This is a genomic window from Nonomuraea sp. NPDC049714 (assembly GCF_044465295.1).
GTDB lineage: Bacteria > Actinomycetota > Actinomycetes > Streptosporangiales > Streptosporangiaceae > Nonomuraea.
In genome coordinates this window covers 194,086-208,123 of record NZ_JBITLM010000014.1, presented here as the reverse complement: position 1 = coordinate 208,123, position 14,038 = coordinate 194,086, and the positions used below count along the sequence as shown (strand labels likewise).

13 protein-coding genes and 1 pseudogene are annotated in these 14,038 nt (G+C 68.0%); 9 read left to right on the top strand and 5 right to left on the bottom strand.

The window, feature by feature from the left end:
* Positions 1-47: 47 nt before the first annotated feature.
* Positions 48-242, bottom strand: a pseudogene (locus ACIBQX_RS41245) (MiAMP1 family antimicrobial peptide); the annotation flags it as partial.
* 367 nt (positions 243-609) lie between these two features.
* On the opposite strand from ACIBQX_RS41245, the gene ACIBQX_RS41240 reads away from it, so the two are divergent.
* The 3 genes from ACIBQX_RS41240 to ACIBQX_RS41230 all read left to right on the top strand — a co-directional run bounded on the left by ACIBQX_RS41240 (position 610) and on the right by ACIBQX_RS41230 (position 5,267).
* Entirely contained in the window at positions 610-2,328 is a 1,719-nt protein-coding gene (locus ACIBQX_RS41240; RefSeq protein WP_397014477.1) for an ATP-binding protein, read from the top strand.
* Between the two features lie 875 nt (positions 2,329-3,203).
* Positions 3,204-4,964, top strand: coding sequence for a hypothetical protein (locus ACIBQX_RS41235; RefSeq protein WP_397014476.1), 1,761 nt, complete (start codon positions 3,204-3,206; stop codon positions 4,962-4,964).
* 9 nt (positions 4,965-4,973) lie between these two features.
* Positions 4,974-5,267 carry a hypothetical protein gene (locus ACIBQX_RS41230; protein WP_397014474.1) on the top strand — a complete coding sequence of 98 codons (294 nt, stop codon included), beginning with the start codon at positions 4,974-4,976 and terminating at the stop codon, positions 5,265-5,267.
* 14 nt (positions 5,268-5,281) lie between these two features.
* On the opposite strand, the gene ACIBQX_RS41225 is transcribed toward ACIBQX_RS41230, so the two are convergent.
* Both ACIBQX_RS41225 and ACIBQX_RS41220 read right to left on the bottom strand, forming a co-directional pair.
* Positions 5,282-5,776 carry a hypothetical protein gene (locus ACIBQX_RS41225; protein WP_397014472.1) on the bottom strand — a complete coding sequence of 165 codons (495 nt, stop codon included), beginning with the start codon at positions 5,774-5,776 and terminating at the stop codon, positions 5,282-5,284.
* Positions 5,777-5,841: 65 nt separating this feature from the next.
* Positions 5,842-6,414, bottom strand: coding sequence for a phosphotransferase (locus tag ACIBQX_RS41220; RefSeq protein WP_397014470.1), 573 nt, complete (start codon positions 6,412-6,414; stop codon positions 5,842-5,844).
* Positions 6,415-6,870: 456 nt separating this feature from the next.
* On the opposite strand from ACIBQX_RS41220, the gene ACIBQX_RS41215 reads away from it, so the two are divergent.
* The 3 genes from ACIBQX_RS41215 (at position 6,871) to ACIBQX_RS41205 (ending at position 9,420) form a co-directional block, all read left to right on the top strand.
* Positions 6,871-8,193: a pentapeptide repeat-containing protein gene (locus ACIBQX_RS41215; protein ID WP_397014468.1), complete on the top strand. Its 1,323-nt coding sequence runs from the start codon at positions 6,871-6,873 to the stop codon at positions 8,191-8,193.
* A gap of 104 nt (positions 8,194-8,297) precedes the next feature.
* Entirely contained in the window at positions 8,298-8,888 is a 591-nt protein-coding gene (locus tag ACIBQX_RS41210; protein ID WP_397014466.1) for a CGNR zinc finger domain-containing protein, read from the top strand.
* A 19-nt stretch (positions 8,889-8,907) separates the two neighbouring features.
* Entirely contained in the window at positions 8,908-9,420 is a 513-nt protein-coding gene (locus ACIBQX_RS41205; protein WP_397014464.1) for a protein-tyrosine phosphatase family protein, read from the top strand.
* Positions 9,421-9,513: 93 nt separating this feature from the next.
* Here the strand turns inward: ACIBQX_RS41205 and ACIBQX_RS41200 are convergent, their stop codons facing one another.
* Positions 9,514-9,999, bottom strand: coding sequence for a MarR family winged helix-turn-helix transcriptional regulator (locus tag ACIBQX_RS41200; RefSeq protein WP_397014462.1), 486 nt, complete (start codon positions 9,997-9,999; stop codon positions 9,514-9,516).
* Between the two features lie 182 nt (positions 10,000-10,181).
* On the opposite strand from ACIBQX_RS41200, the gene ACIBQX_RS41195 reads away from it, so the two are divergent.
* Together ACIBQX_RS41195 and ACIBQX_RS41190 are read left to right on the top strand one after the other, a co-directional pair.
* The gene (locus ACIBQX_RS41195) at positions 10,182-11,651 is read left to right on the top strand and encodes an FAD-dependent oxidoreductase (RefSeq protein WP_397014460.1); all 1,470 of its coding nucleotides are present in this window, start codon (positions 10,182-10,184) and stop codon (positions 11,649-11,651) included.
* Between the two features lie 9 nt (positions 11,652-11,660).
* Positions 11,661-13,013 carry an MFS transporter gene (locus tag ACIBQX_RS41190; RefSeq protein ID WP_397014458.1) on the top strand — a complete coding sequence of 451 codons (1,353 nt, stop codon included), beginning with the start codon at positions 11,661-11,663 and terminating at the stop codon, positions 13,011-13,013.
* On the opposite strand, the gene ACIBQX_RS41185 is transcribed toward ACIBQX_RS41190, so the two are convergent.
* Positions 12,919-13,296 carry a MerR family transcriptional regulator gene (locus tag ACIBQX_RS41185; protein WP_397014456.1) on the bottom strand — a complete coding sequence of 126 codons (378 nt, stop codon included), beginning with the start codon at positions 13,294-13,296 and terminating at the stop codon, positions 12,919-12,921. The genes ACIBQX_RS41190 and ACIBQX_RS41185 overlap by 95 nt on opposite strands.
* A 78-nt stretch (positions 13,297-13,374) precedes the next feature.
* Here ACIBQX_RS41185 and ACIBQX_RS41180 point away from each other — a divergent pair, with 78 nt between their 5' ends.
* Positions 13,375-14,028, top strand: a complete 654-nt coding sequence (locus ACIBQX_RS41180; RefSeq protein WP_397014454.1) for an SDR family NAD(P)-dependent oxidoreductase — start codon at positions 13,375-13,377, stop codon at positions 14,026-14,028.
* The last annotated feature ends 10 nt before the right edge of the window (positions 14,029-14,038 follow it).

Below are 14,038 nucleotides of genomic sequence, written 5' to 3'. Positions count from 1 at the left end.
CTTGCAGGTCGTCCACCGGGTCTGCCCACCCGGTGGACGCCGCACGGTCAGCACACGATGAAGATGCTCTTCCAGCCGACAGGGGTCCGCTGCTCCGCGTTCCGGTTGGAGGCGAGCTCGAAGTGCATCACGCCCTTCGCGTCGCGCTGGTTGTACATCCGTCCGGACTGGCCGTCGCCGTACCACTTGTAGGACCCGTGGAACGGGATGTTGGACACCCCACACGCGTCGATGACGACGGACCGGCCGGTGGAAGCCGCGGCCTTCGTAGGCGATGTACTGCGAGGCGTGGGCGGCGCCGGCGGTGATCGCGATGATCCCGGCTGCGATGGCGGGGACGAGGAGAAGTCTCTTCACTGTGCTCCTTGGGGGAGTGGTCGTGCCGTACCGGGGAGGCGCCTGACGGCGTCTCCATCCCGCTCGTCACGGGACGCACCCAATCATGCACAGTAAGTAACTGTGGTAATCCTTACCGTAGCGACAGGCTGTGATCCCCCTGGGGGATCGGACGCCAAGCGCAGGCTGGCGCGAGCGGCCGGCGGCATCCGGCGGACCTTTACAATTCGAAGATTGTTGCGGTGATTGTAAAGAGGATTGTAACTTTGGTGCATGGACGTGATTCCAATCTCCGACATCGTCGCCGACTTGCGGGCGGAGGGTGGCGACGTTGCGGAAGTCGAGGTCAAGCACGCGGCGAAGGGTTTTCCAGAGTCCGTTGCCGCGACGCTCGCCGCGTTCGCGAACATGCCGGGCGGCGGACTGCTGATCCTGGGACTGGATGAGGCGAGCGGATTCACCGCGACGGGCGTCCACGACGTGTCGGCCTGCAAGGCCGCCCTCGCATCGATGGCCAGGCAGGCGCTTGATCCGCCGGTTACCTTCACTGTCCAGACCGTGCAGTTCGAAGGAGCGTCTCTGGTCGTCGCCGAAATCCATGAGCTGCCGAGCGTGGCCAAACCCTGTCGGGTCAGGGCGACAGGCAGGGCCTACCTACGAGCGCACGATGGGGACTACCGGCTGTCTCAGGTGGAGGAGCAGGCTTTCCTGGCTCATCGCGGCACTCCTCGATTCGACCAAGCGGTCATTCCCGAGGCCACTGGCTCCGACCTTGATCCCGACCTGGTCCACGCCTATATCGAGTCGTGCCGAGGCTCCTCTGCGAGTTTGCGCCGCTTGTCCGACGAGGACATCCTCTTCCGGACCGGCGTGACGGCGGGGCCACAGCGTCTGCCGACGGTCGCCGGTCTCCTCGCTCTCGGTGTTCACCCTCAGCAGTTCCTGCCGAACGCCGTCATCCAGGCGAGTGTCGCTCCCGGCCCGGGTGATCCCCCAGGCACCCGGGCGCAGGATACGCAGCGCTTCGATGGCCCGATCCCGCTGGTGCTCGATGAGGCGTTGCGCTGGGTTCAGCGCAACACCCGGACCCGGATCCGATTCGGCGTTGACGGTCATGGTCACGACGAGCCCGAATATCCTGCCGAAGCCGTACGCGAGCTCCTGTCCAACGCTCTGGTCCACCGAGATCTCGGTCCGCATGCCTTGGGTCAGGCGATCACGCTGAAACTCGACCAGCGCCAGCTCCTGCTCAGCAATCCTGGCGGGCTGTGGGGGCTGACCGTCGACCAGCTCGGTGTCACTGGAGTCACCTCCACACGAAACACCTGGCTCGCGCGCATCTGTCAGAACGTCAGGTCGGGCCGGGACCGTCGCGTCATCGAGGCGCTCGCCTCGGGCATCCCTACTATTCTTCGCAGCCTGCACGAAGCTGGAATGGTGCCTCCCCGATTTCATGATCAAGGAATTCGTTTCACCGTGCAGATGTCCAACCACGCCCTGCTCGCGCCGGAGGATCTTTCTTGGCTTGCCCGGACATCCCGCAGCATCAAGCTGACCGACGCGCAAAGGCATGCACTCGTGGCGATGCGTCATGGCGCGGTCTGGACGAACAAGACTCTGCGTGAGGCGTTCCCCATGGACTCCCGTGAAGCTACGGCCGCTCTGGTCGGGTTGGTGCGCGCGGGCCTGGCCGAACCGCTGGGCGACGGGGGAGCGCGCACCTACCGTCTGAGAGCGTCTGCGGCCGTCGAAGAGCATGTTCCTGACGCTGCTGGTGAAACCTCACGCAGGTACGGGAGCCGTAGGGCGAACGCCAGGAAACTCCTCGACCGGCTCAACACTCATGGGCCGGCTTCCCTGACCGCACTCGCCGCTGAGACAGACTTGACCCGGCGTCAGACGCACTACGCCTTGGTTCTCCTCAGGGAGGAGAACCAGGTTCAGCTCATCGGTGGGCAAGGTACCGACGCTGTCTACCGGTCCACAGGCTGACGTTCAGGCAGTGGGCCCCGCCTGTCGGGCGGATCCGGGTGAGGCGCAATACCTTCCCGGTACAGTCCTCCCACGCTTGGCTGAACCGGGGGACGGAGATGTGTTGCGCCAGGTTTTGGTAGTGCTTGCGCTTCTGGTCGGGATCGGCGCTGAGCCGGGATCAAGTGCTGCAGCGGCGACTGGGGACTTCATGATCCCTCAGGGGTTCCTGCTGACCGAGGCAGCCGCCAGGGCGCCACAAGACGAAATATCGCGGGATGAGGAGTGGTGGTCCATAACTGAGGGCATCGGCCAGGATCTCTCGATGGATTCCTGCGGCGGCTGGTCCTACGCGGATGGCCGAACCTCGATGCGGACCATCTCCTCCAAATCATCGGCGCCATCATGGTCAACCGAGCAATTGGTCCTCTACGAGAGTCTGCCTACTGCTAAGGCGGCCTTCGCGAGTGTCCGGACAATCGCCTCGTCTCCTGTCCTGAGACCCGGAAGAAGTCTCGCCACACGTTCGAGCCCTATGGCGCCGGAGAGGAATCCGTGCTGGTCACCGGCCCCACCGGCGGCGATTATCCACCCTTGGCTGTCGTCACCCGATCAGGCAAAGCCCTGCTGATCTACACATCTGACCACGGATTCGACCAGCTCATGTCCCAAGCGCAGGAAATGGCCCGAAAGGTCTGTGCGATTCTCGGAGTTTGCCCCTGACGGCCGCCCGCCGTGGAGCTCCGCAAGGAGTCGGCACCCATCGGGATGCCGACCGCTGGATCCGGACAACAATGCGCCAGGTTAACACTATCTACCGATATTTCATGGCAACGGGGGAGTGACGCGGTTACCTTGGATTTCCGCCCCGTACCCACACCTGGCTGGAGCGTGTCATGGGGGAGTTCGTCGGCATCGACCCCAGCGGGGCGGGGATGCTGATCAAGCACCTGGAGCGCGCCAAGGCCGCGTTGGGCCGTACCCGGCCGCCGCTGGAGAGCGCCATCACCGAGGCCGGTGCGGACTGGGCCGGCGGGGCGGGAACGGCGGCCATGCACAGGACCTGGGCGTTCTTCGACGACTCCCAGCGCGACCTGAAATGGCGGATCGCCACCATCACCCGCATGGAGGACACCCGCCTCGACGGCAGATTCCTCACCGGCACCCTGCCCTTCGCCAGCAGGGCCGAGGCCGCGGAGAAGGGGCGCAGCGCCGGGGCCGTCCTTCTCGCCATCCTCGCGGTGCACCTCGCGGAGGGGTCGCCCGAGAGCTGGCGGAGAGTGGAGGCCGCCATGACGGCCGCGGGCCAGGGCGCGATCGACCCCGCGTACGCCCAGGCCCTGCTCACCGCTCTCGGGCCGAAGACGTACAGCCTGCTCTTCAGCCAGTGGATGGACGTCAACGTCAACGGTCCCCGCCGAGGGCTGAGCCCGGAGGAGCTGGAGCGCGCGCGTGCCTCCCTCGGCCCGCTGGCCGAGCTCTACGCGACGGCGGACACCGACGGGCGGCTCGGCGGCGACTGGGACGACGAACTGCTGAAGCACCCCGCGATGCTGTCCGCGATGCTGGCGCTGGGCAAGCAGTCGCCGAAGTTCCACGACAGGGCGGGCCGGGAGCTGCTGAGGTTGGGCACGGCGGGGCACCAGCCCTCCTCGCCGCATCTCGACTGGAACAGCTACTGGCTGGTCAAGGCCTTCGACGCCGACCCGGACGCGTTGCGGCGCCTGCTGGCGGGGGACAAGGAGGCGGCTTCGCTGCTGTTACGTCCTGGACTGGTGAAGTTGAACGGGATGCCGGGATTCGAGGACGTGCTGGCCAGTGCGCTGGACAAGGCGCTGGGGCGGGGAGACGAGGGGGAGCGGACCCGGGCGTTGTTCAACGTTGTCAACGCGCTGGGGGCGGAGGGGGCCGATGAGGTGGGCGGGCATTTCGACTCTCTGAAGAACTCCCCGATCAACGAGGTGCTGGCCAGGAAGGTGGTGCCGTATCTGGGGGAGCTCGGACTGGGACATGCGAAGGAGACCGCTGAGGGCGCGTTGCCCGGACAGTTCGCTCCAGCTCCACCGTGGAATGGATTGAAAGTTGACGTAGGAAGTCGGTTCATCGGCGCGGTGATGCAGGACCCGGCAGCGGTGAAGATTCTGCAGGCTGAGTCCCAGAAATACGTCCAGGGCTTGGACATAGGTAAGTTCCATCCCTTCGGGGATGAGGCTGAACGACACGAATACACGGTGCGTAGCGCGAAAGCCGGCGGGCTGGCGAGTCTGCTTCTGAGCGGGTCGACGCATGTGGAATGGAACGACGACCAGACGAACGAGTTCATCGCCGAAGTGCTGACGATGCCCGTCGGCTATGCGATCAACAAATGGTGGAATATTCGTGCGCCGGTGGTGGCGACTGGACGGGATCAAGGCGTTGACCAGGCCAAGGGCGACATCAGCGACCTGCTCCAAGACTATATGGACGGAAAGACGCCATTGACCGCGAAGGAGGTGGCGGACGCGCTGATAGACAAGCAACATGCCTGGACGCTGCGTGCGCTGGAGCAGCACGATCAAATGGCGCTGTCCGCTTCGGACAAATTCCGCCTCCGCCTTGAGACCAGTGGCCACTTGCATGCGGCACTGCTCAAGATCCTTGAGAAGCGGGGAGGGTGAGAACCGGTCATGTCCGTACAGCAAGATCTGCTGCGGGAAGCGGCCCAGAAAGAGTCCTTGGCCAGAGATTTCGATGGGTACGTCAAAGAACTCGCGGACGTCTTCAACGGCATTCCGACCACCCCCGAGCGGAGCGCCGCAGTGTGGAAGGGGCAGGCCGCTGACCGTTACACCGCGCAGGGGAGGCAACTTCACCTTGAGATCGTCAACCTCGGCGAATCCTGCGCAGCCACTGCCCGAAACCTGCGCAGGCGGGCGCAGCAACTACGGGAGGAAGCGGCGCAGGCCCGTGAAAGTCCGTAACGCCTTTCTCTGCGTTATGTACCGCGTGGGTAGCATTCGGTCTTTCCGACGATCATGATGCCCGGTTCGGGGTCGGCTCGGACGGCGATCATGAAAGTCAGTCGGGTGGTCGCGTGACGTACCACGGCCACGCCCAGATGCTCATCCTCGAGATCAGATTCGTCCATGATCTCGGCATAGCCCATGAAGCGAAGTTTGCCCTTGAGCAGGGCGACTGTGGTGGCTGGAGATTGGAAATCAGGTGGGCCAGAGATATTGCCTTCGGCCCGGTAGAACCGCTGTACCTCATCAGGTGCGCAGGACGTTCGCCGATCCTGATCGGCTCGTTCGGTTGCCTTCGCTGTCCCCAACTGGGTCATATCCGAGGAAGCCAGTAGTTCGTCGCCGTCGCTGACGAGTTGCTTCGTAGCCTCATTCAGCGTTGGCCTATCGTCCGCAGAACACGCCGTGACGACGGTCAGGAAGACGAACGCGGCGGCGACGAGATGGAACCGAGTGCCAAGGTGCACGCCCCGGACGATACCCAAGCCTCACTGCCCGGTACAGGCGATATGCGAACTCCATCACGCCCGGCTCAATAAAGCTCTTCGCGATGCCGCATCACCCAAGCATGAGCGCCCCTGACCTGCTCCACCGCACCAGAGGCGCGCAGTCGTACCATCGCCGGATCCCCCGCCTCGGCCGCCTGGTCGATCCCCCGCCAGCAGCGGTCCTGCCACCACAACACGGTCTCGACCAGCTCGGACCGGTCGACCAGCCCGTACCCATCGCAGATCACCATGGAGCGCCGCCGCACCTCGGCCGGGTCACCGCCTGCCCACCACCCGGCGTACTGCCAGCACAACCGGGCCACATCGTGGATCCGTTCACCAGGCGAGGCGAGGTCCCAGTCGATGAACGCCACCGGCCGCAGCCCCTGCCCAAGGTCACGGTAGACGATGTTCCCCGGCCACAGATCGTTGTGGCAGACCGTCTCCCTCTCCCCGGCGAGAGCCGTGCCGGCGGTCAGGTCATGCAGCTCCCGGGTCAACTCACCGGCCCGCGCAAGACTGGCATCGCCACTGACCGCCTCAGGCTGACCGGCCTCCCAGTCCCAGGCGACGTGCCCGTCCAGGAAGCTCAGAACCTGCCGCCCCCGCTCGTCCACCCCCCAGGAACCGGGGCGCGCTCGCCCATCCCGCCCGCTCCAGAAAGACCAGCAGCTCGCGGACGAACCCGGGGTCGCCATGACCCCCGGGACCGACCGGCCGCCGCACCGTATCCCCGACCCGGACCGCGCCGCTGACCCGGCCACCGAGCAACACCTGCTCCTCCATGCCTGCCAGTCTGCCGTGCACCTCCGATGCTCAGCCGCAGGTGAACCCGTGCGGGGCGGCGCGGCAGAAGGCGTGGAACGTCTGCAACCACTCGGCGCTAGCCGAATAGTTGAGCTCGTGGGTGTCGGGTTCGGTGGTGACCGCACCGTCCAGCTGGACGCGGCCGTCGCCGGGCAGGCCGGCCAGGTACGTGCCGAGGTAGTCGGCGATCCGCGCGGGAGTACTGACCGGCGGTGGGTCCGTCCAGTTGGCTGGCCACGAGCGTCCCTTTGCGCCAGGTTGGTGACATGAGACCCGCCACGATCATCGTCGCTATGAGCGGACTGCTGCTGAGCATGGCGATCGGCTGGATACTCGGCCCGGGTGCGCCCTGGTGGCTGGCGCATGTCGACGGGGTGCACGGGCTGCAGGGCGAGAAGCTCGCGGCGGCACTGGACGCGATCAGGGGCCGGGCACTGGCTGTCGGCACCGGGCTGGCCGCCCTGATGGCCGTGTTCTACACCGCGCGCAACGCCGACACTGCACGGCGCACCTTTCAACTCGGCGAGCGTGGCCACGACACCGACAGGTACGGCAAGGCCGCCGAACAACTCGGCCATCTTCATGCGCCGGTCCGGCTGGCAGGGCTCTACGCGCTGGAGCAACTGGCCCAGAACACGCCCGCACTCCGGCAAACGATCGTGGACGTGATCTGCGCGTATCTGCGCATGCCGTACGACGAGGCCGCACCGCGGGACCGGGACGCGAGGATCCGGGCCGCGCAACGAGCGGCCCGCGCTCGCGCGCCCGTCGCGCGCGCGGCCGGTCGCGACGTGCGGGAGGAGCGGGAGGTACGCCTCACCGCGCAACGCATCTTGGCCGATCACCTCCGTTACCGGGAGCCGCCGAAGACGCGGTGGAGGAGAGGGGCCGATTCCCATCCGCGGTTCTGGCCAGGCATCCGGCTCGACCTGACCGGTGCTGTCCTCTGCGACGCCGACTTCGTGAGCTGCCGTATGGCCGAGGCCACGTTCACCGGGGCCACCTTCATCGGTGACGCGAGGTTCGGCGGAGTCGTCTTCACCGATACGGCCTCCTTCGACACAGCGTCCTTCACCGGCGATGCCGAATTCGGCGAGACAAAATTTCTGGGCGCCGCGGAGTTCACCTCAACCGTCTTCGCGGGTGCCGCCAGATTCGGCGGGGCGACCTTCGAGAGGGACACCATCTTCGGGTTCGCATCCTTCGAAGGGCGGGCCGGCTTCAGTGAGGTGGTCTTCGGGGGGCATGCCTCGTTCGGCCTGGTGAGTTTCGGGGGCGATGCCAGGTTCACCGGGGCGGCTTTCCACGGAAACGCCGGATTCGCTGCGGCTAGGTTCACCGGTCTTTCCGGATTCGTGGAGGCCGTCTTCCACCAGCAGGCGATGTTCAAGGGCGCCACCTTCACCAGTGCCACCTCGTTCGACCGGGCCACGTTCGGCGGACCGGCTGATTTCGCGTACACGCATGGAGCCGAGCAGGTGCGGTTGCACGGAGCGTCCGTCGCACGACCCGCCGACACCCACAGGTGGCCGCCCGGGTGGCGACTGGAGAGCGAACCGGGCGGGCACGCCGTGCTGAGCGCCCTCTGAGGCGTCCCGACGCGGTCGGTTCGGCGCACTGCGGTGAGCTGATGTGCCGACCCGATGTAAGGGTTATGCTTTCGTTTATTCGGTTACCAGGAAGCAGGTGAGGCATGCGGATCTCCATCACCGACTATGCGGTGGGGGCTGCCCTGGCGGGTGATCTGGCCAACACCTCACCCACCGTGCAGACCACGCCCGGGGACGCCTTGCCGACCCCCCAAGCGTTGACGCGGTTCCTCGCGGAGCACGGGGTACGGCTCGACGCCCTGGCGGATGGGCGGCAGCCGACCGGTGACGACGTCCGTGAGGTGCACCTGCTGCGCCGGGAGGCCAGGGGCGTCGTGGAGACGGAGACGGAGGAGCAGGCCGTCGCGGGCGCTGCCGTGCTGGCCAGGCGGGCCGGTCTCAGCCCGGTGCTGGACCGCGATGCCGACGGGCGGTGGCAGTGGTACGTCCCGACCGCGCCGGGCGCGTCGGTGGCCGAGGAGTTGGCCGCGCTCATCGGCGTCGGGCTGCTCGGCGCCGTGCGGGCCCTCGGCCACGGCCGGTTCCGCGCCTGCGTGGCCCCGGGCTGCCGAGGGGTGTTCGTCGACACCAGTCGCGGGGGGCGCCGCATCTACTGCATGCCTGACCTGTGTGGCAACCGGCTCAATGTCGCCAATCATCGCGCCCGGCAGCGCCTGGGCGGCGCAGCCCAGTGAAAGACACGAGGAGAACCCGATGCAAGACCCCAGGGACAGCGCAACAACCGGCCCGATCGGCAGGCCGGTGAGCGGACCGCTGCTCGCAGGCGCTCTCCAACTCCCGGACGGCTCGTGGATCCGCGGTCGCGGCCTGCGCCATCCGCTGCCGGCGGGCCCGGCGCCCGACTTCGGCCTGTACCTCGGCTCCGACCGGCTCCGCCGTCGCCACGAGGGCGAGCTGCGGTGGTCACACGCGTGGATCCAGTGGCCCGACTTCCTGCTGCCCCGCGATCATGACCTGGCCGTGCGGCAGATCCGCGCGCTGTACGAGCGGGCGCGGGCGGGCACCGCCGTGGAGGTCGCCTGCGGGGGCGGCGTCGGACGCACCGGCACTGTCGTCGCCTGCCTCGCCGTCCTGGCGGGCCTCGACCCGTCCGACGCCGTCGCCTGGACCCGCGAGCACCACCACCATCGGGCCGTCGAGACCCCGTGGCAGCGCCGCTGGGTGCTGCGCTTCCCGCCGTCCCTCAGCTCGAACCCGCACGGTTAGACATTCAAACGACAGCCCCTGCCCCGACAGGGCGCGATCACCCCGGTCGTCCAGCTGACCGCGTGTCTCTCGGCTCCAGTGCGTACGGCCTGGTCAGGGGTCCGTCTCCTTCGCCACGGCGGACATCGAGAGCAGGTCGTCCGCGAAGCGGCGCATCAGCCGTTCGAGCTCCAGCAGATCCCTGTCGCTCCACTGCTCGAGCACGGGGGCGCTGAGCCGCTGCCGGGCGGCGTCGAGCGCGTCGGTGACGCGGAGGCCGGCAGCGGTGATCATCGCTTCCTTGACCCGCTTGTCCGCCGGGCTCGCCCGCCGCTCGACCAGGCCGAGCTCGGCGAGCTTGGCCACCTGCCGGCTCACGGTCGTGTGGTCGCGGTCCATGCGGTCGGCGAGCTCGCCCACGCTGATCGGCCCGTACCGATGGATGCCCACGAGTAGGCGGAACAGGGCCTGGTCGAGCTCGATCCCGGCCTCGGCGATGAGCTCCTCGTCGCGGCGCGGCAGGTTGGTGAACGAGACCAGGTCGACCAGAGATTCGTGCAGGCGCCGGAGCGCGACTTGCCGGCGGTGCTTGGAGGCCATGTCGCTACGGCTGCCTTTACGTGAACGGGTGCGGACGGATCAACGCGAGGATACCGCTCAGTCCACCTCACCGCTATGGGTTCCTCATGCATAGATTTATGACGATCCCACGTGCGGCGTTACTTGACCACAGCCAAGATTCCGTGCAAACTACACATAATTTCCAGCGAAGGAGACCAGCTATGTCACCCGATGTGATCATCTGTGGAGCCGGTCCGGCCGGACTGACCCTGGCCATCGACCTCGCCCGCAGGAACGTCGGCTTCCGCCTGATCGACAAGGCGCCGCACCCGTTCGTCGGCTCGCGGGGCAAGGGCATCCAGCCCCGCAGCCAGGAGGTCTTCGAGGACCTCGGCGTGATCGACCGGATCGTCGCCTCCGGGGGCGAGTACCCGTTACTGCGGCTCTACACCGACGACGGCCCCGTCGACCGCTCCACGGGCGTGCTGCCGGAGCCGACACCGGACGAGCCGTACCACATCCCCCTGCTCGTCCCGCAGTTCCTCACCGAGCGCCGGCTCCGTGAGCGGCTGGCCGAGCTCGGCCACGCCCCCGAGTACGGCCACGCGCTCGTCGGCTTCGAGCAGGACGCCGACGGCGTGACCGCCACGATCGAGACCCCCGACGGCCCGCAGGGCGTGCGGGCGAGATACCTGGTCGGCGCCGACGGCGGATCGAGCTTCGTGCGCAGGACCCTCGGCATCGAGTTCCGGGGGAAGACCCTCGGCGTACGGGCGCTCGTGGCGGACGTACGGGTGGACGGCCTTTCCTGGGACTTCTGGCACCGCTGGGGTAAGGAGTTGTCGCTGTGCCCCCTGTACGGCACCGACCTGTTCCAGTTTCAGGCCGCCGTCCCCTTCGGCGTGGACGTCGACCTGTCGCCCGCGGGGCTCACCGCGCTGATCCGCGAACACACCGGCCTGGACGACATCGTGATCCGCGAGGTGCCGTGGGGATCCGTCTACGAGATGAACGCCCGGCTGGCCGACACCTACCAGTGCGGACGCGTGCTGCTGACCGGGGACGCGGCCCACTGCCATCCCCCGACCGGCGGGCAGGGCCTGAACACCGGCATCCAGGACGCGTACAACCTCGGCTGGAAGCTGGCCGCCGTGCTCGGCGGCGCGCCGGAGTCGTTGCTGGCGACGTACGAGGAGGAGCGCCGGCCGATCGCCGAGGCGGTCCTGGGCCTGTCGGAGCGGCTGCTCGACGCGTCCAAGAGGGGTGATGTCCGCCGTGGCCGCGAGGTGAGCCAGCTCGACCTCGGCTACCCGGACTCGTCCCTGACGGTGGGCGGTCCGCCGTGCGACAAGGGCGTCCAGGCCGGTGAGCGTGCCCCCGACGCCCCCGTGACAGGCGCGGGCGGGCTCGCGACGCGGCTGTTCAGCCTGTTCCAGGGGCCGCACTGGACCCTGCTAGGGTACGAAATCGACGAGGACACCCTTCCGATGCTGCGCGTCGGCCTGCGCGTTCACGTCATCGGCCGGGACATCCTCGACACCGGCGGCCACGTGCGCCACGCGTACGGGATGTCGCCGGGGGACTGGGCGCTCATCCGTCCTGACGGATACATCGCGGCCGTGGGCGGCGCCACCGGGATCCGCCACCTCCCGACCTACCTCGACGCCGTCGGCATCCGTCCCCTGCGATAACAGGATTCCATGATCCGTGATTTCCTCACCCCGGGCGGCACGTCCGCGGCTCAGCGCCGCGTGCTGCTCGGGGCAGGCACGGGTCAGTTCGTCGAGTTCTACGACTTCGCCATCTACGGCTTCTCGGCCGTGTCCATCGCCGAGGCGTTCTTCCCCGGCCAGGACCCTGCCACCGGCCTGCTGTCGGTCTTCGCCGCGTACGGCGTCGCGTTCGTCGCCCGTCCGCTGGGCGGGCTGTTCTTCGGCGCACTCGCCGACCGCACCGGCCGCAGGAAGGTGCTGTACGCCACGCTCATGTGCATGGGCGTGGCCACCGCGCTCATCGGCCTGCTTCCCACGCACGCCGCAGCCGGGATCATGGGGCCTGTCCTGCTCGTGGTGTGCAGACTGGCGCAGGGCTTCTCGGCCGGTGGCGAGTCGGTCAGCGCGCCGTCGTTCGTGCTCGAACACGCGCCGTACGAACGCCGTGGCACCTGGATCGGCGTCACGGTCGGCGCGACCGCCGCGGCGTCCGTCGTCGCGCTGGTCGTCATCATGGCCATGTCCGGCGCGGTGTCGGACACCGCCTACGCCGCCTGGGGCTGGCGCGTCCCCTTCCTGCTGGCCCTGCCGCTCTCGCTGATCGGCCTCTACATCCGCCGCCGCACCGAGGAGAGCCCGGTGTTCCAGGAGCTGCGGCGAGAGAACGCGATCGAGGCCGGCCCAGTGCGGAGCAGCCTGCGCGGCAACCGGACCCGGCTGGGCCAGATCTTCGCCGTCATGGCGCTGTCCGGCCTCGGCTTCTACATCCTCGTGGGCTACTTCGTCACCTACCTGCAGACCGTCGTCGGGCTGAGCCCGATGCGATCGCTGGCGGCCAACGCCGTGGCGCTGCTGTCGTTCGCGGTGCTGCTGCCGATCGGCGGCCGGCTGTCCGACACGTTCGGCCGCAAGCCGATGCTGGTCGCCGGAGCGGCGGCGGTCGCCGTCGTGGGGCTGCCCGCGTTCATGCTCGTGACCAGCGGCTCGTTCGGCAGCGCGGTGGTCGGGCAGCTGTTGCTGGCCGCGGCCCTGTGCGTCTACGGGGGCGGCAGCTACACCTTCTTCGTCGAGCTGCTGCCCGCCGCGACCCGCGTGACGGGCGCCGCCATCAGCTACAACGCGGCCCTGGCCGTCTTCGGCGGCACGGCGCCGTTCGTGGGCACCTGGCTGGTCGACGTCACCGGGGAGGCCATGGCACCCGGCTACTACCTCGTCGCCGTAGCCCTCGCGGCACTCGCGGTGGCGGCTACGACCTCGGAAACGCGCGCGGTCGTAGTGCCGCGTCAAGGATCGCATCCAGCATCCCCTGGGAGCTCTGGAGCTGCGCGATCGTCTCGGTGATGCGAACGCGTTCGCGCCGCAGGTCCTCGATGAAGGTCGGGCAGCCGGACGGCACCAAGAGCTCGTCATCACCGTGGACGCAGTGCAGGACCCGGGCGATGACCGCGGTGGGGAGCCCGGCGGCGAGCATGGCGCGGATGTGGCGCACCGTCGCGATGTCCGCCTCTGTGTACTCACGGTAGCCGTTGACCAGCCGGACAGGTCTGAGCAGGCCCTGCTCCTCGTAGTAGCGCAGCAGTCGCCTGTTCACCCCAGTCTCGTGAGCCAGGTCGCCGATCCGCATACGGCTCCTTTCGCTTGACCTTCACATGGATGTGACGCCTTACCGTCCCAAGTGTCGCTGATCGCGAAAGGTGAGGAGATGCCGGTGCCGAGTGCGGTGATCATTGGTGCGGGTCCGGGGATAGGACAGGCGGTGGCTCGCCGGCTCGCCAGGGAAGGGCTGTCGATCACGCTGATCGCCCGAAGCGAGCGGACGCTGCGTACCGTGGCCGAGTTGGGGGTCCCGGTTGTCAGGCTGAAGGCCGACAGCACCGACCAGGTCGCGTTGAGCGCCGCACTCGACGAGGCTGCCGACGAGCACGGCGTGCCGGACGTCGTCGTGTACAACGCCGCGATCATCCAGGCCGACGCGCCGGGCGAGCTGTCGGTACGCGGTCACATGGAGGCGTGGGCGGTGAACGTGGTCGGCGCGCTCAACGCCGCCGCCCACGTCGCGCCCGCGATGGCGGCACGCGGCAACGGAACGTTCCTCATCACGGGCGGCATGCCCGAGCCCAAGCCGCGATACACGAGCCTCTCACTGGGCAAGGCAGGCGTCCGGACCCTGGTCACGCTGCTCGACCAGGAGTACGGGCCCGCCGGGGTGCATGTGGCGAGCGTCACCGTGGCCGGCCCGGTCGCCCCCGGCACCGACTTCGATCCGGATGACATCGCCGAGCACTACTGGCGGCTGCACACGCAGCCACGCCATCAGTGGGAACGGGAAGCCCTGCACGCCGGCGGCTCGCGATGACCGGCCCCGT